The organism is Yersinia sp. LJYL362 (genome assembly GCF_048323875.1).
This window is the reverse complement of record NZ_JBLWEX010000273.1, coordinates 1-19,953: the sequence shown is the minus strand read 5'-3', so window position 1 is coordinate 19,953 and position 19,953 is coordinate 1. Positions and strand designations below refer to the sequence as shown.

Below are 19,953 nucleotides of genomic sequence, written 5' to 3'. Positions count from 1 at the left end.
GCTATTTATCTGACTGAATTGCCACCATTATTTTGATGAGAAAATCACTCTTTTTCTTTTCTATTACCGGGCCGCTGATATTCTCGATAATAATATCGCCAGTGAGTCGGTAACCGCAATCCAGGGCATATTGCTTTAATTTCATCACATTCACGTTGTTCTCAAGACTTCCGGCACAACACATACTGACAAATTTCCCCGCCCGCAGGGTATAAGGTGATTGATGAATAATGGCTGGGTGATTGCAAAATAGGGTGGCAAGTGGATAGTTATCGGGTTTAATGTCACTACTTTTTAATAGAAAGCCATAATTGGATGTTAGATACCACGAATAGTCTTCGGTCATATTACCTATTTTTTTAAAGAAATCTAAAATATTACTTGTTTGAAGTTGCAATATACCGACTTCAACTTTTTCACGATCTTCAATAAACGGGGTGTTTATATTTTCTTTGGTCGTTGATATGGCATCTAAGCACTGGATATGCTTCTGTAAAAAGTGGCTTGCCTGAGCCAGTTTTTCTTGGTACGCCAGCAGTTCAGCATGTGCCTTTTTTATTTTATCTATGTTTTCAGACGACGAGTAATCTGATAAAACTGCCTTGATCTCGGCATTAGGCATCCTGGCCTCTTGCAAGATTTCGATCATATGAGCTTGGGATATCTGAGCATGTGAATATAATCTGTATCCATTAGCATCCCTTTTGGGGACTAATAGGCCAATTTTATCGAAATACCGTAGATTATGAGAAGAGATACGGGTTATCTCTTGAAACTTTTTTATGGTGTAATTCATTAGTATCTCCTTCTTATCAACGATTAATGATAATCGCAAAAGGTATTTCTTAATAGGCTCTTATTTGCAATAAGAGCCTCAGAATTATTGTTATTTAAGATTTAAATGACGAGACAGAAACTCATAGTTTCGCTCAAGATTGTTCTGTGTATGGAAATACTTATCTTCAGCATGATCAGATTCCATTAATAGGTTGTATTCCACATTATCGCCCCCAATTGCTTGAGCCAACTTATCGGCAAACTCTTGGCTTTGCAGTCGTGGAATAACTGAATCTTTATAACCATGCTGAATCAAAAATGGTGGTACATCTTTGGTAATATATTTTTCAGGATTCGTGGTATCCATAATATCTGGTGGCACCTGAGAGATTTGTTTTCTCATCAGGAAAGATTCAAAAGAATCTGCTGTTGAATGTTTTTGTCCATCGATACCGATTTGCTTCCATTGCTCATCCATCTTCAGGAAATTAATTGGGGGATACCAGGCAATAACCGCCTGAACTTTAGTCGAAACGTCAGGGTAGCCCAATGCCGGATCTTCTAAAGATTTCACATCTGCTGAGACTCCGGCTAATGCCACCAGGTTTCCGCCTGCCGACCCGCCCATTAAAACAATATTATCGGGATCGAAATTGTATTTTTTAGCATTAGCGCGGACGAATTTGATGGCTGCTTTTACGTCATTTATCTGTGCTGGCCATGCAGCTTCTGGGCTGAGTCGGTAATTGATATTCACCACCGCATACCCTTTTTCCAACCCGTAAAGTGCCGGGACAAGCTGATTATCCATTTTGTCACAACCAAAGAATGCACCACCGTGTACATTGATGATAACGGGGTACTTTAGTTGCCATTGTTCGGGTAGGAAGATATCCATTTTTTGCGCATCGGAGACCGAGGCGTAAGGAACATCCAAATATTTATGGGTAATACGCGATATATCTGGTGCTTCACCGCAGCCATTGGCACCTTGTGGTGGGCCTTCAATCTTTTTGCCATGCCAGTCAGAGGGCATTTTTATATCGGCATTGGCACCGAATAGTGGAAATATACTGAGACAGACCAAGGTAAGCAGCGCTTTTTTATACGGCAATTTGTACATGTTAATGTGTCCTTGAATCAGCTTTTGATCGTGAACAGTAAATATATGGCTTCGAGCTACTCTAATGTCAATATCTCGATATGAAGGATGATAGTCGGCACTGGGGGAACTGTGACGGCAGGGAGGTTATGTCAGGTTAAGTAAAGTCCGACAGTTATATTGACCGAGAAATTATAAACTTCTGCAAAATATCTGATTGCTGTTGCGGAAATATATCTTATATCAAATAAGAGTTGATTTTATGTTTCATAATGTTTGACTATTGTTCTATAAGTTGAGCAAAAGGGAATCATTATGCTTTGGAAAAATACCAGGGAACAGTTTGGCCGTATCACTATTAGTATCCACTGGCTGGTGGCATTGACAGTATATGCACTGTTTGCTTTGGGTTTATGGATGGTGACTTTAGGCTACTATGATGGCTGGTATCATCAGGCACCTGAAATACATAAAAGCATCGGTTGTATACTTTTTGCTGTGATGTTATTTCGGGTTATTTGGCGCTTTATTTCTCCGCCACCAAAGCCTTTATCCACTTATAGCCGGTTCACTCGCATTAGTGCAGTATTGGCACATCTGTTTTTATATATTGTTTTATTTTGTATTATGTTCAGCGGTTATTTGATCTCAACGGCTGATGGGCAACCGATCTCTGTATTTGGTTGGTTTGCTGTTCCTGCAACATTAACAAGTTTACCTGATCAGGCTGATACCGCGGGTACTGTGCATCTTTATCTGGCTTGGGCCGTAGTGGTGCTTTCACTATTACATGGGCTGGCCGCAATTAAACACCATTTTATTGATGGTGATATTACCCTTAAACGGATGCTGGGACGTAGCACCGATTAACCAACTGTATTATGGAGAATTAAGTATGTTTAATAAGACCCTATTGGGCCTGACTGTAGGCGCACTGATGTTTACCGCTGGTAGTGCCGTAGCCGCCGAATATAAAATTGATAAAGAAGGTCAACACGCCTTTATCGAATTCCGGATTAAACACTTAGGCTATAGCTGGTTATATGGCAGTTTTAATGATTTTGATGGTTCTTTCACTTTTGATGAAAAGAATCCAGCAGCTGATAAAGTGAATGTGGTGATTAACACTAACAGTGTTGATACCAATCATGCTGAACGTGATAAACATTTGCGCAGCAAAGAATTCCTGAACGTCAGTAAATTCCCACAAGCGACATTTGCGTCGACTGAAGTGAAGAAAAATGCTGAAGGTTATACTGTAGTTGGTAACCTGACATTAAATGGTGTGACTAAGCCAGTGACCTTGGAAAGTAAGCTGACTGGCCAGGGTAATGACCCGTGGGGTGGCTATCGTGCCGGTTTTGAAGCTAATGGTAATATTAAGCTGAAAGACTTTAATATCACTACTGATTTAGGCCCGGCATCACAGGAAGTTGAATTGATTCTGTCCGTCGAAGGTGTTCGAGCTAAATAACCTGTGTTGTTCTATCTGAAAGGAGCCTTGGCTCCTTTTTTAATATCGAAATTATAAAAGATAAGGCTATTTGACCTTATTTTCTGCAAAGAAAGGCCCTTTGCCGACTGAATCTCTGATGAACAACTCAGATTGAAATATATTTTCATTTGATAGATAGCCGCCATCTAGCATGGATATTAACCTGTTAATAACTTCATTTATCATGCCACTGACAGGATCTTTAATACTGGATAATGGCGGTAGCAGGAAAGGCGCAATAGGAATATTATCAAACCCGATGATGGAAACATCTTCTGGGACTTTTAATCCGGCTTCGTTTAATTTTTTCATCGCCCCAATGGCCATATCATCGTTACTGGCGATAATTGCGCTAAAAGGTAACTGGCTGGCTAATAAAGACTCAACTGCAGTGGCACCACTTGCAGGCGTCCATCTACCTTGCGCAATAAGTTTGTCCTGAACGGGTAGCGAAAATGCTGCTAATGCTGTCTTATAGCCAGAAAGTCGCTCAATTGCGGTAGGTGAATCAAGTGAACCGGTAATAAAGGCAATATCGCGATGGCCCTGATCAATAAGATATTTAGTCGCATTATAGCTGGAACCTTTATGATCGCAGAAAATACAATGACTATGATTTTTACGCAGCTTTCTGTTAACCACCATAATCGGTTGCTTATATTGATCAATAATAACATCCATGGCATCAACAGTTAAAAACCGGGGATAAATTATTATTGCATCACAGCGTAAGTCTAGCAGGAACTGAATAGCCTCTTGTTCCTCTTCAGCACTGTGTTTCCCATCAACCAGAACTAACTGACGACCATTTTTTTCTAATTTTTGCGCCGCTTGAGACAGGATTTCATTAAAGTAGCTGCCGTTATACAGGGTATTGGTGACCACCAATCCGATGCATTCAGATTTATTGGTCGCCAGATTTCTCGCCAGTAAATTTGGTCGATATCCCGTCTCTTCAATGGCTTTAAAGACACTTTCTTTAGTTGCATCACTGACATAGCCTTTGCCCGACAAAACACGCGAAACCGTGGCTTTTGAAACACCGGCTTTCTTTGCCACTTCTTGCATTGTAGACATAGGCTCTTCCTGACACGTTGAAAATTATTACTATTCTACACGTTACCGCCGCCGAGAAGCAGGTTGCCGGGCAGAATAAATTCCCTCTCGATGTCGATCATCATCACAGAATGAAAATTGAATAAAGCGATCTATTGAATTCTACCTCATATTTTAAGACTCTCATGTGGAACCGGTTACCTATTTATCTGGGAATGTTTATAAATAAGATCTTTCCGGTCAGTGAATTATTTATAACTATATGAATTTGATGGCTAATTGTGAGTTCGTGGCGATGAGGGGATTCCCTCAGTGCAGAAGGGACACTTAGCTCAGTGCGCGCCATTACGGGGAGTTGTTACTCATGTCAAAAAATTATGCCGCAGTATCGCAACAGATAGTCGATGCCATTGGTGGGGCCAATAATATTGGGGCCGTGACCCACTGTATGACACGCTTACGCTTTGTACTCAATGATAAGACTGTGGTCGATTTGGCAAAATTAAAAGCCATCACTGGTGTGTTGGGCGTGGTACACAGTGAAAACCAGTGTCAGGTTATTATTGGAAATAATGTGAGTTATGCCTTTGCTGAAGTGCTCAAATTGTTGCCTGAAGGTGCATTACCGGCAAACGCATTACCCCAGAAAAACAAAATCACCTTAAAGCGGATTGGAGCAGGGATACTGGATGCATTGATTGGCACCATGTCACCGTTGATCCCCGCCATCATCGGTGGTTCGATGGTAAAACTGCTGGCGATGATACTGGATATGACCGGCATTTTTGAGAAAGGCTCATCAACTCTCATTATCCTTAATGTGATTGGCGACGGCGCTTTCTTCTTCCTGCCAGTCATGGTGGCGGCTTCTGCGGCGATAAAATTCAAAACCAATATGTCGCTGGCTATCGCCATTGCCGGGGTGTTGGTTCATCCGGCGTTTATTGATTTAATGGCAAAAGCTGCGCAAGGCCAACATGTTGAATTTATGGGCGTATCCGTTACGGCGGTGAAGTACACCTATACGGTGATCCCGGCACTTTGTATGACCTGGCTGCTGTCTTATATTGAGCGCTGGGTTGACCGTATTACACCGGCGGTGACGAAAAACTTCCTTAAACCGATGCTAATCGTGCTGATTTCTGCCCCTATTGCCATCATGTTTATTGGGCCACTGGGAATCTGGATTGGCAGCGGTATTTCCTCTTTGGTATATACCGTTCATGATTATCTGGGCTGGCTATCCGTGGCAATTATGGGGGCACTTTGGCCATTATTGGTTATGACGGGTATGCACCGTGTCTTTACGCCAACCATCATCCAGACCATTGCCGAAACGGGAAAAGAGGGCATGGTGATGCCATCAGAAATTGGTGCCAACCTTTCATTGGGCGGTTCATCTCTGGCGGTTGCCTGGCGCACCAAAAACCCTGAATTACGTCAAACGGCGTTGGCTGCTGCGGCTTCCGCGATTGTAGCGGGTATCTCTGAACCGGCACTTTATGGGGTGGCATTGCGACTCAAACGCCCGTTAATCGCCAGCCTTATCAGTGGGTTTATCTGTGGTGCCGTGGCGGGAATCGGTGGGTTAGCCAGCCATTCCATGGCCTCACCAGGGTTATTTACCAGTGTTCAGTTCTTCGATCCGGCCAATCCAATGAGCATTGTATGGGTGTTTGGCGTCATGATTCTGGCAATAGTCATTTCTTTCGTCACAACACTCTTACTGGGATTTGAAGATATCCCGGTCGAAGATAGTGCGGATAGCCGTGCCGATTCTCCTGCTTCAACTGTTTCACACAGTGCAGTGAAAATTAACTAAATAAAGAGGTATTGAATGTCAGTATCAACATTTCCCGACGGTTTTTTATGGGGCGGCGCATTAGCCGCAAACCAGGCCGAAGGTGCTTGTTTTGAGGGTGGAAAAGGGCTGACAACGGTGGATATGATCCCTCATGGGGAACACCGTTTGGCAGTGAAATTAGGGCAGGAAAAGCGTTTTACCTTAAGAGATGATGAGTTTTACCCCAGTCATCAGGCCATTGATTTTTATCATCGTTATAAAGAGGATATCGCGTTAATGGCAGAAATGGGGTTTACCGTATTCCGTACATCAATTGCATGGAGCCGGATTTATCCTAATGGTGATGAATTGACACCTAATGCTGAGGGCATTGCATTTTATCGCGACCTCTTTAATGAATGTAGGAAGCACAATATTGAGCCGCTGGTAACACTGTGTCACTTTGATGTACCCATGCATCTGGTCACAGAATATGGCTCGTGGCGTAACCGAAAAATGGTTGAGTTTTTTACGCGTTATGCCCGAACATGTTTTGAGGCCTTCGATGGTTTGGTGAGATATTGGCTCACATTTAACGAAATTAATATCCTGCTTCATAGCCCATTTTCAGGTGCTGGTTTGGTCTTTGAGCCGAATGAAAATCAGGAACAGGTAAAATATCAAGCTGCTCATCATGAACTGCTCGCCAGCGCATTAGCGACTAAAATTGCTCATGAGGTCAATCCTGAGAATCAGGTAGGTTGCATGCTGGCGGGAGGGAATTTTTACCCGCGAACCTGTAAACCCGAAGATGTTTGGGCCGCGCTGGAAAAAGATAGGGAAAATCTATTTTTTATTGATGTGCAGGCCCGTGGGGCTTACCCCGCTTATACCAAACGCCTTTTCCGCGAGAAGGGAATTTCAATTGCCACCCAAGTGGGTGATGACGATATTCTTAAACATACGGTGGATTTCGTCTCCTTCAGTTATTACGCTTCGCGTTGTGCTTCGGCGGATATGAATGACCATAACAGCAGCGCAGCTAATATTGTGAAATCTTTGAAAAACCCACATATTCAAGCCAGTGAATGGGGTTGGGGCATTGATCCTTTAGGTTTACGCATCACCATGAATATGATGTATGACCGTTACCAGAAGCCACTATTCCTGGTTGAAAATGGATTAGGTGCTAAGGATGAAATTAATCCGCAGGGTGAAATTGAAGACGATTACCGTATTAGTTATCTACGTGAACATATTAAAGCTATGGCGGAAGCTATCGACGATGGCATTCCTGTCATTGGATATACCTCATGGGGATGTATCGATTTAGTTTCTGCCTCGACTGGAGAAATGAGCAAACGCTATGGGTTTGTTTATGTTGACCGTGACGATTTGGGCAAGGGTTCTTTAGCACGCAAGAAAAAGAAATCTTTCTATTGGTATAAAAAAGTCATTGCCAGTAATGGTGCTGATTTGAGTTAAATAATTCGCCGGGAATGGTGGCTATGGCTGATGTTCCCGGCGACGAATAATATTCGGATACCGCGGTATTTTTATTTTAAATTTATGATGTTTCACTCGCCACGATCGCGTGTCGAGCCTTTTTTCAAGTTAGTCATAAAATCCATAAATGCAGTTCGCAATGGGGCAAATATCGGATGCTTGCGATTCTCCATCATAGTTTCTGAAAACAGTTTCAGACCTAGTGCAAATGCTGCTGTTTTTTCTTTACCAAAATCCAGATCTTCACGCGCCTGTAGCCGTTCGATGATGCCGAGGATCTCATCATGATTCTCGGCTTCGAATGTCACTGGCGCTTTATCCAGAGGCTCGCCTTTGCGGTCCGTCAATGGCTCAATGGTGATTCGATAACGATATCCCGACATTAGCTTTTCTCCAGTTCATTAGTCTCTGTCGCCTTGGGTTCTAACGTTTTTTCAATGGTTTCTACTGCGGTCAGTAATGCTGTATTAATATGCTCAACCTGCTCTGGTGTGACATCCGAACGCATCATGCTGCTACGTAGAATATGGCGTAAGCGGTGCATTGCATCAGAAATACCTTCAGCCATATTGCCTTCAGGGCGGCGATTTACTTGTGCCAATCGTGCAAAAATAGCATCAACCATCTGTTGATTTTGTTGTAATTCAGCTTTACCGGCATCGGTAATTTGGTAGCTTTTACGGCCATTACCAGTGGCTATTGGAGTAACAAAATCCTGTTCTTCTAGCAATGTCAGTGTTGGATAGATAACACCTGGGCTAGGTACATATAAGCCTGAAGATGCCTCTTCGATAGCTTTAATCAGTTCATAACCATGGCTGGGCTTTTTATCAAGTAGCGCCAACAGAACAACCCGCAAATCGCCATGTTCAAACAAGCGATGCATTTTTTCACCACGCCCACGTCTGCCGCCTCTTGCGGCTTCGATTGCTTCAACTGCCATATGATGGCGACCGCCGCGATGCATTCTGTCACTACAATGGCGTTGCCCTTCGTGGTGTTCTTCACCACAACGATGACCACGTTTTGAAAAACCAAACATAATAAATCTCCTTTAGATATATCGAAAATGTTTCGATATATCTAATCTAGATCGATATATCGAAATTAGCAATAGGGGGATGTGAAAAAGATATATCTAAATGAGTTTTTTCGACAGAGTGGTGGATGGAAAGATAGAGGAGGAAAGTCACAATGGCAGTGATTTCTGAGCGACCAGAGGGAGTGGTGGGATATTTTTATGGACAGAGACGGGATAAGGGGATGCAGCTATAAATAATCCCCTTGCACCGTAGCACTATGGTGAGCAAGGGGAACCGAACAATCAGCTTTTCTTCACAAACTCAGATTTTAGTTTCATCGGGCCAAAGCCATCAATTTTACAATCGATGTTGTGGTCACCTTCAACCAGGCGGATGCTTTTCACTTTAGTCCCAATTTTCAGGGTTGAAGAGCTACCTTTTACTTTCAGATCCTTAATAACGGTCACCGCGTCACCGTCGGCCAGCAAATTGCCATTGGCATCACGTACTACCAGACCTTCATCGGTAGTTGCAGAATCGCCATTTTCTGACCACTCATTACCACATTCTGGGCAATTCAGTTTTTCCCCTTCCTGCCATGTATACTCAGAATTGCATTTTGGACAGTTTGGTAAACCCATCTCGCTAACCTCTTGAAATTAAAATTAATAAATATAAAAAAGTGACAAATTACAGATTACTGTATCGATATTCATCTATTTTACACTTTTTATCACATTAAAGGATAGTCAGACTATGATTGAGGTCAGTAAAGGGGAGGGAGGATTGCTTTGGTATTGGGTTGCTATACTTAGTTTTGTTTCTCATTTTTTGGGTTTATCAAAATATTATCAGCCCAGTTAAAGTTTGTTCTCCTGGGCGATTCCTATCATTACTTATGAAGTGGTTTATTTATGAAAGACAACAGGGATACGTTTCGATAAAAGAAAATAAGGTGTCCACGCCAATATACCAACAATTGCTGAGCTTATCGCACTTATATCGTTGCTTTCTAAAGATAGATTAAATAAGACGGCTGGAAGAACAGTCAGAGATTCCGGCACTTACACCACCGGCCAGGCCCTGTATGGCGGCGGTTGCGGCCTGAACACCTTGTTGTAGTGCGCTGTCGGCGCCGTTTTTCTTCATTTCGTCTTTGTAGACATCCGAGTTGCGCAGTTTTTCCATATACTCGGCACGGTCTTTCTCGGTGGCATTTTCCTTCAATGGGCCGAGTTTTTCTTTTGCTGCCTTCAGGCCGTTGATATCACCCTGTGTGCGAATAACATCACTGACCTGACTGCCTATCTCGCCAATCAGTTGTGCTTCGCGCAGGCGGTTTTGCTCTTTCTCTTTATCGAAGATGGGGGTGAGGGCGTTGTTGGCGTGTTCGACGTCGCGGCTCAGGTCAGCGACATTTTGCTGTTGTTTATCGGTATCGCGGAGAGTGATAGTGCCATCTGAAATAGCCGCATGAGTGGTGGAACTGGTATCACCACTATTGCCTCCCACGATGGGGACGCCCCCGCCCATATTGCTGATAAAGTCCTTGCTGCCGGTAAAGCCACCACTGCTCAGGCCCATGCTGCTGGTCGAGGTTTTAAAACTGGCCTGATTATCGAGATCCGAGAAGCAGAGCGAGCCATTAGCCGCATTGGGATTTAACACCGGCATCCCGTTGCACCTGACGCTCCATCACCACCGGCTATAGGTGACGACCATCACCGACGAAACCACCTGGGAGGCATTGTGTGAGGATAGCCTTAAAGGCAGATTGGGTCCGGGAGAATGGCGAGCTGATTATTGGCGGGGACTGGATCACCGAGGCTGAACAAGTGGGGATTACCGCCGCGCCCGGATTGATACGGTTGCAACTGTGGGAAGATGAGGTTTCAAGGCTTAGAAGCAAAGATCCCGGCCATGTGACCGGGGTTAGACACATAGATATTTATAAAGATCTTGATTTATATATTAATCCAGATTTTTATATCTCTCAGGTATATATTCCTTGTGTTCCATAGATTTCATCAGACCTAAAAGATCAGCTAAAAACCAAGATAGCTCTTCTTTGCCTGAACACTCTGTTAACCTATCTATTTGTTCGTCTGAGCAATTTTTCAAAACATAGTTTAAACAGTCTGAAAAAACTACAACTTCAGATTCAGAGAGACGAACGTCAAACAAAGTGACGTTTCCCCCTGGAATGTAATCAACCTTTAGAACATCCATCATTACCACCTTACATAGTCAGAGAATTTGTTTTTAAATTCATTTAGTTGGCTGCTATCAGGTCTACTCCACCGACCATCATTTAAACGTTGCGCTGTGTTCTTGTCAGAGTTCTTGAAAGAAGTTACAACTTCCCCATTAGGATCAATGATGTGGATATTTCCACCACTACCTTTAACGATCCAACGGCCATCGTCTTGAAGCAAAATATCTGCTGGTCGTGATTTCTGTACATCATTAATGACAGCCCCAACCGGACGCCCCTCACTATTTCGGATCTCAGCATGCTCGCCTTGCGTGATTTTATTACTACTCTCGTAATTAGTCGGTAAATCAGGCGCACCTTCTGTATTACCTGTGTTATTAGGTGATTGCGCTACAGTCTGGTTACCACCTGTATTATTTGGCCCTACATCAACCTGTCCTGTATTATTTCCAGTATGGTTTATACCCTGTTCTGGTTCTGGTAGTTGGTTTCCACCCGTATTCGCAGCCCCAGCTCCTGCAATCTGATCACCACCGGTATTAGAAAGGCCATTATCATCCTGTCCCATCATTGCCTGAATAGCCAATAATGCAATTTGCACGGGCATTGGGCAATCGCCACCAGAGAGGCATTGTTTTACAACATCACGGCCAAACTCTTTCACGGCTGCATCCAGCTTTTGCGCGATTATTGTATTAGCTTCACTCTGTGGTGCTTGTCCCGCAACCGGTGGAGGCGGAACTAATATTTGCAGCAGGAAGTTATTCTCCAGTGCATTCTTCCCAGCTTGTGCCCCGGCAACTGCGTCAGCGGTGCTGCCGCCAGCTAGACCACCGGCCAATCCTGAGGCTAGTGTACCCAGTGCACTGATGGTTTGTCGCTGCTCTTCGGTCAGGTCTTCACGGTTGATACCAGGGTACATCTTCTGGGCGATATACTCGCCCATCACCGCCCCAGATGCACCCGCCAGCGCACTGTTGCCGTTCACCTGAGCCATCACAGCACCCAGTACTGCATGTGCCATCAGGTTGGCTTCGACGTTGACTTTGCCGTTGGCATCGGTGGTCATATTGTGAATCACTTCAGCCAGATACGGCGCACTGGCACCCGCCAGGGCTTTTGCCATATCGCCACCGGCCAGGCCCTGTATGGCGGCGGTTGCGGCCTGAACGCCTTGTTGCAGGGCGCTGCCGGTGCCGTTTTTCTTCATTTCGTCTTTGTAGACATCCGAGTTGCGCAGTTTTTCCATATACTCGGCACGGTCTTTCTCGGTGGCATTTTCCTTCAATGGGCCGAGTTTTTCTTTTGCTGCCTTCAGGCCGTTGATATCACCCTGTGTGCGAATAACATCACTGACCTGACTGCCAATCTCGCCAATCAGTTGTGCTTCGCGCAGGCGGTTTTGCTCTTTCTCTTTATCGAAGATAGGGGAGAGGGCGTTGTTGGCATGTTCGACGTCGCGGCTCAGGTCAGCGACATTTTGCTGTTGTTTATCGGTATCGCGAACCGTGATAGTGCCATCCGAGACCGCCGCATGAGTGGTGCTGTCGGCGTGGCCTTCATTGTTGGCTCCAACCAGTAAGCCGTTGGCCATGTTGCCGACAAACTGACCGCCGATATTACCGCCGGTACTGATACCTACACTCTGGTGTTCAACTTTGAAATCGGCTTTATTCCCGATGTTACTGAAGCCCAGTGTGCCAGTATCCAGTGTGTTTTTATCGGCTGTTGCGGTAGATGCAATCACCGCCCCATCAAGCTGGGTATGTTCGCCGACCGTGATATCAAAACCACCTTTGCCTGCGAAGATGCCGGTTTGTTCCTGCACCGAGTCAAAGTTGCTGTGCATTTTGTCGCGGCTGGCATTGATGCTGGCACTGCCGGTCATGGAACCGAAATTGAAGCTGCCACCGACACTGGCGTCTTGTTGCTTAGAATCATAACGGTCACTGTCTTGCTGACTTTGCAGCAACAGGTCACGGCCCACATCGGCCTTGACGGTTTCGCCGCTGACCTGTGCACCTTGCAATACCGTATCGCGGCCACTGGTGATGTTGAGTTGGTTACCGGCATTGACCGTCGTTTCAGTGTGATTCAAGCCGTTGCCGCTTTCGCTGCCTTTGCCCTTGTTCAGACTGGCGGATATATTAATGCCCCAGCCGCCCTGACCGGCACCTATTCCTATCCCCAATGAACCGCCACTGCTTTTATTACTGCCATCCAGCGTTTGGGTCTCTTGGGTGGATTGCATAATCACATCGCGACTGGCGGTCAGGCTGGCGTCTTTACCCGCCTGTAACTGGCTGCCGTGCACCACTATATCGCCATCCGCCCCTTTCACGCCGCTCCCAGTGGCGGTGATATTCAGGTTATTACCGGCGGTCAGTGTGCTGCCCTGATGGGTAGTTTGATTGACGGTTTGTTCTGATTTTGATGACTGGCTGCCATAAGACAGGCTAATGCCAATAGCATTTTGGTCACTGGCATTCAATTCTGCCATCTGCCCACCTTGTACCGCCTGAACACCACTCAATGCCGCTTTGACGCCTTGCAATGCCGCCAGGCGACCGTTGCTTTCCTCACTGGCGGCTTTGGCGGTGGTCACCGCTGTGTTAACGGCACTGCCTACTGTGCCGGACAGTGCCAATGTCAGGCCACTCTGTTTTTGTTCGACGATATGGGTCTGGGTACTTTGATTTTCTGCCGCCACAATATTGACGTTCTTACCGGTCAGATTGATGTCTTTACCAGATAACACGTCGGAGCCTTTCACCGTCAGGTCTTCACCGGCGGTCATACTGACATTGCCCAGCACACTGCCCACCGTGCTGCCCACGTTGGAGATGGATTTGCCGGTGTCGGTGGTTTTTTGACTATTACTTCCAATCGTGACACCAATCCCGCCGGTGCTCATCAGGCCCGATTTTTTCTGCTCATACAGGTGAGACTCGCTCTCGCTCTGCTGCGCGGTGCTGACGGTGATATCTTCTTTCGCCCGCAGGTTAACATCGTTATCGGCCACCAGGTTGCTGCCGGTGACGGCGATATTTTTACCGCTGACATCGATGGAACCCGCCGAAAGCATTGAGCCGACCGCTAGTGTCTGGCTTTGGTTATCTTCGGTGTGGGTGGTTGTGGTCGATGCCAGACCTTTTTTCTTGCCGGTATGAATGCGCTGCTCATCATGCTGTTCGGTCTGGGTGGTGACGGTGACATCGCCACCCGCCGCCAGCTTCAACGCGCCATCGGTTTGCACCGCGCTGGCACTAAGGGTGATGTCTTGCGCCGCCTGTAAATTGATATCGCTCTTGGCGTTCAACTGGCTGCCAAGCAGGGTTTCATCATAGAGATCGACTGAGTCGCTATGGCGTTTGGTGGAGGCTTTACCGGTGACCTGTAGGCTGTCGGTCGCTGCACTGAGGTTGATATTTTGCGCCTGCACATCAATGGTGTCGGCATTGATGTTTGCCCCCACGGCGGTCAGATTGTCGACCTTAGCGGTCAACGCTCCACCGACATTCACCTCGCTACCCAGATGGCGAATGTGTTCGCTGGTGGCGTGTCCATAACCATAATCCGCACTTATCTGGTCACTACGCTCGACGGTATTGAGGAGCCAGTCGCCGCCGGTATTGACCTGAAGATCTTTACCGACACTCATGCTCGCGCCTTGCAGGATAAAGTCGCGTTCGGTATTAATCACTGCGTTGTTACTGACATTGATACTTGCCAGCGGCCCCAGCAGGGTTTGATTGCGCAGCACTGAGCCATTGCTGCTACTAAGTTGTTCAGTGTTGGTGCGCAGGATTAAATCGCGCCCGCTATCCAGTTGCAGGTTAGTCGTGTTTAGCCGCGCACCGGTCAGGTCGATATCACTGTTCAACGTACTGAGTTGCAGGTTATTGCCCGCCTGAAGCAGGCCGCCATTGCTGGTCAGGGTGATATCTTTTGCCATGCTAATGCGCAGATCATTGGTGGCTTTGATGGCCCCCTGATTACTTAAACCCTGAACATCGGTGAGTTCGATATTATTGGCCGCAATCAACGCACCGTTGGCCTGTAGATCACCCGGCTTCACCCCCGCCAGATAGACCACTGGCACCAATACGGTTTCGCCAGCGATTTCACGGGTTTCCATCAGCACGATATTACTGGTTAATGCCGCCATCTGCTCGGCACTGAGGTGGCTACCAAGAGCAATATTAAATGCCTTACTGTATTCAATTCCGGCGGCAAATAGCTGTTCGAACTGCTCTTGTGCACTACGGTAATCACTGGCAACCGTTTGACCGGTTAATGCCAGCACCTGATCGCGCACCAGACGCTGCTCATAGGCGTTATCCCCCAGACGTTTATGGATGAAAGAAGGATCGTTATTTAACTGCTGGAGATAATAATCCGACCCTTTCCAGTTATTCAGATTGGCAAATGCAGGGTTGGTTTCTATCAAGTAGCCGCCACTTACCGCGCGATCAGGAGCGGTGAGGCCGGTGCGATCCAGGTTGGCGGACGGGTTATTGATACTGCCAAGCGAGAGATCACCTTCCGGGTTTGGCGCGTAGTGACCTTTGTCTGTACTGAGTTGATACAGCCCACCGCTGGGAAGTGTCAGCGAAATACCGTTAAATTCAACAGCAATGTCTTTGCCGATATTGTCACGATTGTTTGGTGGAGAGATTGCACCGGAGTTTGCCCCATTGTTAATCGTCGTCCCACTGCCACTAATGGTTTTCGCGGTAAGACTGGAGGCGTATTGGTTAGTCGTATGTTCTTTGACCTCTGGCCCCCAACCGGTACCCCACAAATTGCCTTTATAGGTGCGGTAGCGCCACTCACCGCTGGAGGTGGTTCTTTCGATTAGCCGTTGTGCATTTCCCCAACCATCTTGGTTCAGCGTCACACCCGAGAGGTTGATCTCACCTTGCGCACTCACTTTACTCCAGAAGTTTTCCAGCGTACTGACATGCGGCATTAAGTTACCGCCCGCTAATAACTGAGCTTCAGGGCTTATCTTATCGATGCTGTTTTTGGCGGTAGTCGAGGTATAGTTTGTGCCAATATAATCGCTGTTCATGGAGCCGCCATGAGGTGGCTCAGCATAGCGTCCGCCTGGGATGTCGGGGTTTTCCGCCGTCCAGTAGCCCGTCCCACTCACTGTACCTGCCGCCACGAAATTGCTATTGGCGGTTAAGATATGACGGCTATTAGTCAGCTTGCTGGCGTAAACCAGCAGATCTTTGCCTGATTCAATCAGACCAGAAATATTGAGAATTTGAGCCGCTGTCTGATAATTCCCGCCATTATCTTGCCCACCCGCCAGAATGACTTTACCCATACCTAAAATGGTGGTGGTCGGGGCGCTGTCTGTGTTGGTGACGGTATCACTGTTCTCAAGCACCGGTGCCAGCAAGGTTAATGTGCCATTTTCATCTGTTGCGCCGATAAGGGCTTTAGGGCCGGAGTTGGTGATGCGATCTCGCGCTTTGAGTGTGGCTTCAGCCCCAATAATGCTGCCACTGTTGAACAAGGTGGTGGAGTCGGTGCTGAGTTTTCGGCCTGCTAACAACTGCCCACCATTGGTTAAGGCACCCTGAGTGGTAAAGGTTAAGTCTCGTCCAGCCTGGAGGGTGGAACCTGCCAGATTGTTGAAATCACTCAGTAAACCAATAGTCAGATCCTGACTGGCACTGACTTTACCTGCGCTGCCATCAAACTGACCAAGATTCAACGAGATATTATTCGCCGCCAGTGCGCCGCCTTGGTTATTGAGTTTTTGAGCTGCATTTGCGCCCGCAGTAATGGTCAGCGAGCCAATAGAGATGATGTTGGCGCGTTGTGTGCTGACATCACCACTGTTGGCAATAATATTCATCTCGCGGGCTTGCGTGTGGCTGTCGGCAAGACTCACCCGACTGCCGGTTAATGTCATGGCCCCAGCCGCGATGGTTTGACCTTGTGCGATCAAATCCTGATGGGTGGTTACCGCCAGGTTACCCGCATCAGTCAGATGGCCATCACTCTGTATCCCAGCACCCAACAGGCTGGTGCTGTTGCTATCAAGGCGCTGTGCCTGCACCGCCACGTTGCCTTTAGAGAGCAGGGTGCCTGCGCGGTTATCCAGATAACCAGCCAGATTGAGATTGAAATCCGTGATGCCGGTTTGTGCGATGACACCGCCGAAGTTAGAGAGTGATTGCGCGGTGAGAGTTATCTGATCAGCAATCAGGCTGGCTTTATCAGTACGTAGTAGGGTGGTTGTCCCTGCCGACAACTGCGTCGCGGCTTTAACCACGGCTTCAGTTAAGGTGATATCGCCCGATTTGGCCGCGAGAGTGATGGCATTAGCCTGAGTCTGGCTAGCGGTTAAATCAAGTTGGCTACCTGACAGCGCTAATGTACCCGTAGCGATATTCTGCCCTTGAGCAATCAAGCTGTGCTCTGTGGTGATAGTCAAATCACTGTTGTTGGCTCGGCTACCATTTGCTGTCAAACCCGCTGCTATCATGGAGGGATTGCTACTGAGTAAGTCGTTGGCTTTCAGTTGGAGGTTGCCAAGTGCGGCAATGGAACCACTGTTAGCGACACTCCCGTCAGACTGCCACTGTAGTGCGCCTTGGGTATAAACGGAGCCGGAGTTAGCCGCATTGCCATGCACGGTTAACTCGCTGTTCCCCGCGCCATAGAGGCTACCACTGTTATCCAAATTAGCTTTGGTCAACAGGTGCAAATTGCCCCTGGCGGCATACAGGCTGCCCTTATTGGTTAGGTCACCGGTGGCAGAAAGCGCCATTTGGTCACCCGCGCTATACAGGGTGCCGCTATTGTTGAGATAGCCCTCTGTGGATAACTGCATATCCCCGCGAGTTTGTATCACACTGCTGTTAGCCAGATTGCCCGCAGAGGCTAACGTCAATTGTTGTTCGGTGTAGATCTCACCCCGATTTTCGGCGTTTCCGTTAATCGTAAATTGCCCAACACCGGCGGCATACAGAGTCCCGCTGTTAAACAGGCTATTAGTGTTCAATGACAAATCCCGACCGGCCAGTAGGGCGCTGCTGTTATCAGTATTGGTGTTGCTGATACTGAGCGCCGTCAGTTGCATATCTCGTCCGGCTTCCAGTTTGTACTGATTAGTCAGTGCGCCGCTGGTAGTAAAGGCCAGATCACGCCCCGCCGTGAGCCGTGCGCCAGCCTGGTGAGTGAAATCACTTTGCAGGCGTATCCACATATCGGTCGCTGCTGCAATTTCCCCTTTGCTGCTATCAAGTTTGGCGAGATTGAGCTGGATATTATCGGCATGCAATTTACCACCACTGTTGTTCAGGGTTTGTTTCGAGTTTGCTGCGGCGGTGATCGCAAGGGTTCCGGGAGTGAGCACTGTCGCGTCTTGCGTAGAAATATCGCCGTCGCGGGCCGTGATAGTGATATTGCCAGCCTGAGTTTGGCTACCGGTGAGGTCAACACGGCTGCCAGATAACGTCATGGCACCCGCAGCCACATTTTGCCCTTGGGCAATCAATGCCTGACGCGTGGCGATATTCAGTTCACCACTCTGAGCCAGCTTGCCATCGCTCTGCACTCCGGCACCGAGCAAACTGTTGCCATTGCTGTTCAGCGTTTCGGCTTGTAACGAGAGTTTGCCACCAGAGAGGATTTTGCCATCACGGTTATCAATGTTACCCGGCAGATTCAGATTGAAATCTGTGGTTCCCGTTTGAGCTATCACCCCCCCGACATTGGAGAGTGCTTGCGCGTCGAGTGTCACTTGCCCGGCAACCAGATTGGCATTGTCGGTACGTAGTTGTGAGGCGGTTGAGGCAGAAAGATTCTGGCTGGCGGATAATCTGGCTCCGCTGAGATCAATTGGCCCACCTTGTGAGGTCAAAGAGATATCACGGCTCTGTGTTTGACTGCCACTCAGATCGATACTGTGCGCGTTGAGATTCTGCGCCGTACCACTGACATTTTTCCCTTGGGCGATTAGCTGCCCGTTGGCTTCAATGCTAAGAGTGCCGCTGGTAACACTGCTGTTGTCGGATTTGACACCCGCACCTAAGAGAGAATCGCGGTTACTGTTTACCTCAGCCGCGCGCAGAACGGTATCCCCCGCGGCGGCAATGGTGCCACTGTTACTGAGCTTACCCGCCGTCGTGAGTTGGGTATCACCACTGGCGTAGAGCACACCTGAGTTATCAATATCGGCGGAAGTCTTCACCGCCAGCTGTGTCGCACTGTTGATCTGGCCGCTGTTGATCAGCATGCCATCAGCCGTGATAGTAATATCGCCAGCTGAAGCGCCTATCTCGCCCGCGTTACGCACACCGACACCGCTTTCAGTCCCAATCAGGCGAATTTTACCCGCATACATGCCGCCCAAATTGGCAACATCCACCGCCACTGTCGGGTGCGGGCTGCCATCGGCGGCTTTGGCATTTATATTTTGATGTGCGGCATCAATCTGATTGCGCCCGGCGGTGACTTTTAGGTCATTGGCCCAGAGACCAGCATTGACTTTAACGGAACGGGCGATCAGATCAGTATGATCCTGGCGGCTGCTGTCCAGGCCTTTACCCTGAATAACAATCTCACCCCGATCCACATCGTAGCCAGTAAGTTGGCCGTTATTGAGCTGCGCCTGACCGGTCGTTAAGGTCGCGCGGTTGGCATTAATAAAACCGCAGCCTTCGCAGGTAATGCCTGCTGGGTTGGCGATAACCACCTGCGCTTTGCGCCCGGCTACCTCGATATAACCGTTGAGTCTGCTGGGGTCACGGCTGTTGACTTCATTGAGGATAATACTGGCTTCACCGCGCGCCAGCGACGGGTTACCGCTGATAAAACCGCCGAGTTGCGTCTGATTGACACCCTGTCCGTTATTGAGGATCACGCCACGATTATCGACATCAAACTGGCTGTAAACGTTACGTGAAACGCCACCACTGCTGGGTGCCTGGATATTCACCTGTGGCGTGCCGTTAGCGCTGCTGATAATGGTTG

14 protein-coding genes are annotated in these 19,953 nt (G+C 47.6%); 4 read left to right on the top strand and 10 right to left on the bottom strand.

Going from position 1 to position 19,953, the window contains the following annotated elements:
• Position 1: 1 nt before the first annotated feature.
• Both ACNSO8_RS17180 and ACNSO8_RS17175 read right to left on the bottom strand, forming a co-directional pair.
• Positions 2-796 (bottom strand): MerR family transcriptional regulator, encoded by a 795-nt coding sequence (locus ACNSO8_RS17180; RefSeq protein ID WP_418395351.1) that lies wholly within the window; start codon positions 794-796, stop codon positions 2-4.
• Positions 797-886: 90 nt separating this feature from the next.
• Positions 887-1,900: an alpha/beta hydrolase fold domain-containing protein gene (locus ACNSO8_RS17175; protein ID WP_418395350.1), complete on the bottom strand. Its 1,014-nt coding sequence runs from the start codon at positions 1,898-1,900 to the stop codon at positions 887-889.
• A 294-nt stretch (positions 1,901-2,194) separates the two neighbouring features.
• Here ACNSO8_RS17175 and ACNSO8_RS17170 point away from each other — a divergent pair, with 294 nt between their 5' ends.
• Both ACNSO8_RS17170 and ACNSO8_RS17165 read left to right on the top strand, forming a co-directional pair.
• The gene (locus ACNSO8_RS17170; RefSeq protein ID WP_019081694.1) at positions 2,195-2,749 is read left to right on the top strand and encodes a cytochrome b; all 555 of its coding nucleotides are present in this window, start codon (positions 2,195-2,197) and stop codon (positions 2,747-2,749) included.
• Positions 2,750-2,774: 25 nt separating this feature from the next.
• Positions 2,775-3,353: a YceI family protein gene (locus ACNSO8_RS17165; RefSeq protein WP_019081693.1), complete on the top strand. Its 579-nt coding sequence runs from the start codon at positions 2,775-2,777 to the stop codon at positions 3,351-3,353.
• A 66-nt stretch (positions 3,354-3,419) separates the two neighbouring features.
• On the opposite strand, the gene ACNSO8_RS17160 is transcribed toward ACNSO8_RS17165, so the two are convergent.
• Entirely contained in the window at positions 3,420-4,451 is a 1,032-nt protein-coding gene (locus ACNSO8_RS17160) for a LacI family DNA-binding transcriptional regulator (protein ID WP_411919206.1), read from the bottom strand.
• Between the two features lie 343 nt (positions 4,452-4,794).
• Between ACNSO8_RS17160 and ascF the strand changes: the two genes are divergently transcribed.
• Together ascF and ACNSO8_RS17150 are read left to right on the top strand one after the other, a co-directional pair.
• Positions 4,795-6,252, top strand: a complete 1,458-nt coding sequence (gene ascF, locus ACNSO8_RS17155; RefSeq protein ID WP_019081691.1) for a PTS cellobiose/arbutin/salicin transporter subunit IIBC — start codon at positions 4,795-4,797, stop codon at positions 6,250-6,252.
• A 15-nt stretch (positions 6,253-6,267) separates the two neighbouring features.
• On the top strand, positions 6,268-7,698 hold the full coding sequence (locus tag ACNSO8_RS17150; RefSeq protein ID WP_418395349.1) for a 6-phospho-beta-glucosidase: 1,431 nt from the start codon (positions 6,268-6,270) through the stop codon (positions 7,696-7,698).
• Positions 7,699-7,790: 92 nt separating this feature from the next.
• Here the strand turns inward: ACNSO8_RS17150 and ACNSO8_RS17145 are convergent, their stop codons facing one another.
• The 7 genes from ACNSO8_RS17145 to ACNSO8_RS17115 all read right to left on the bottom strand — a co-directional run.
• Positions 7,791-8,102 (bottom strand): DUF3861 domain-containing protein, encoded by a 312-nt coding sequence (locus tag ACNSO8_RS17145; RefSeq protein ID WP_019081689.1) that lies wholly within the window; start codon positions 8,100-8,102, stop codon positions 7,791-7,793.
• A complete protein-coding gene (locus tag ACNSO8_RS17140; RefSeq protein ID WP_418395348.1) occupies positions 8,102-8,761 on the bottom strand; it encodes a PadR family transcriptional regulator in 660 nt (219 codons plus the stop codon). Before ACNSO8_RS17140 ends, ACNSO8_RS17145 begins: the two co-directional genes overlap by 1 nt.
• 282 nt (positions 8,762-9,043) lie before the next feature.
• Entirely contained in the window at positions 9,044-9,382 is a 339-nt protein-coding gene (locus ACNSO8_RS17135) for a zinc ribbon domain-containing protein YjdM (RefSeq protein ID WP_046050530.1), read from the bottom strand.
• A 267-nt stretch (positions 9,383-9,649) separates the two neighbouring features.
• Positions 9,650-9,805: a DUF2569 family protein gene (locus ACNSO8_RS17130; RefSeq protein ID WP_080342174.1), complete on the bottom strand. Its 156-nt coding sequence runs from the start codon at positions 9,803-9,805 to the stop codon at positions 9,650-9,652.
• Complete coding sequence (locus tag ACNSO8_RS17125) at positions 9,765-10,415, bottom strand: hypothetical protein (protein ID WP_418395347.1); 651 nt, start codon at positions 10,413-10,415, stop codon at positions 9,765-9,767. The genes ACNSO8_RS17130 and ACNSO8_RS17125 overlap by 41 nt, the downstream gene beginning before the upstream one ends.
• A gap of 297 nt (positions 10,416-10,712) precedes the next feature.
• Positions 10,713-10,973, bottom strand: coding sequence for a hypothetical protein (locus ACNSO8_RS17120; protein WP_392433951.1), 261 nt, complete (start codon positions 10,971-10,973; stop codon positions 10,713-10,715).
• A partial coding sequence (locus ACNSO8_RS17115) for a hemagglutinin repeat-containing protein (protein ID WP_418395346.1) occupies positions 10,973-19,953 on the bottom strand: 8,981 nt, incomplete at its 5' end. The genes ACNSO8_RS17120 and ACNSO8_RS17115, both read right to left, overlap by 1 nt.

Coding starts and splice junctions, on each gene's coding strand:
- ACNSO8_RS17180 (WP_418395351.1), bottom strand. CDS start 796: ATGAATTACACCATAAAAAAGTTTCAAGAGATAACCCGTATCTCTTCT.
- ACNSO8_RS17175 (WP_418395350.1), bottom strand. CDS start 1,900: ATGTACAAATTGCCGTATAAAAAAGCGCTGCTTACCTTGGTCTGTCTC.
- ACNSO8_RS17170 (WP_019081694.1), top strand. CDS start 2,195: ATGCTTTGGAAAAATACCAGGGAACAGTTTGGCCGTATCACTATTAGT.
- ACNSO8_RS17165 (WP_019081693.1), top strand. CDS start 2,775: ATGTTTAATAAGACCCTATTGGGCCTGACTGTAGGCGCACTGATGTTT.
- ACNSO8_RS17160 (WP_411919206.1), bottom strand. CDS start 4,451: ATGTCTACAATGCAAGAAGTGGCAAAGAAAGCCGGTGTTTCAAAAGCC.
- ascF (WP_019081691.1), top strand. CDS start 4,795: ATGTCAAAAAATTATGCCGCAGTATCGCAACAGATAGTCGATGCCATT.
- ACNSO8_RS17150 (WP_418395349.1), top strand. CDS start 6,268: ATGTCAGTATCAACATTTCCCGACGGTTTTTTATGGGGCGGCGCATTA.
- ACNSO8_RS17145 (WP_019081689.1), bottom strand. CDS start 8,102: ATGTCGGGATATCGTTATCGAATCACCATTGAGCCATTGACGGACCGC.
- ACNSO8_RS17140 (WP_418395348.1), bottom strand. CDS start 8,761: ATGTTTGGTTTTTCAAAACGTGGTCATCGTTGTGGTGAAGAACACCAC.
- ACNSO8_RS17135 (WP_046050530.1), bottom strand. CDS start 9,382: ATGGGTTTACCAAACTGTCCAAAATGCAATTCTGAGTATACATGGCAG.
- ACNSO8_RS17125 (WP_418395347.1), bottom strand. CDS start 10,415: ATGCCGGTGTTAAATCCCAATGCGGCTAATGGCTCGCTCTGCTTCTCG.
- ACNSO8_RS17120 (WP_392433951.1), bottom strand. CDS start 10,973: ATGATGGATGTTCTAAAGGTTGATTACATTCCAGGGGGAAACGTCACT.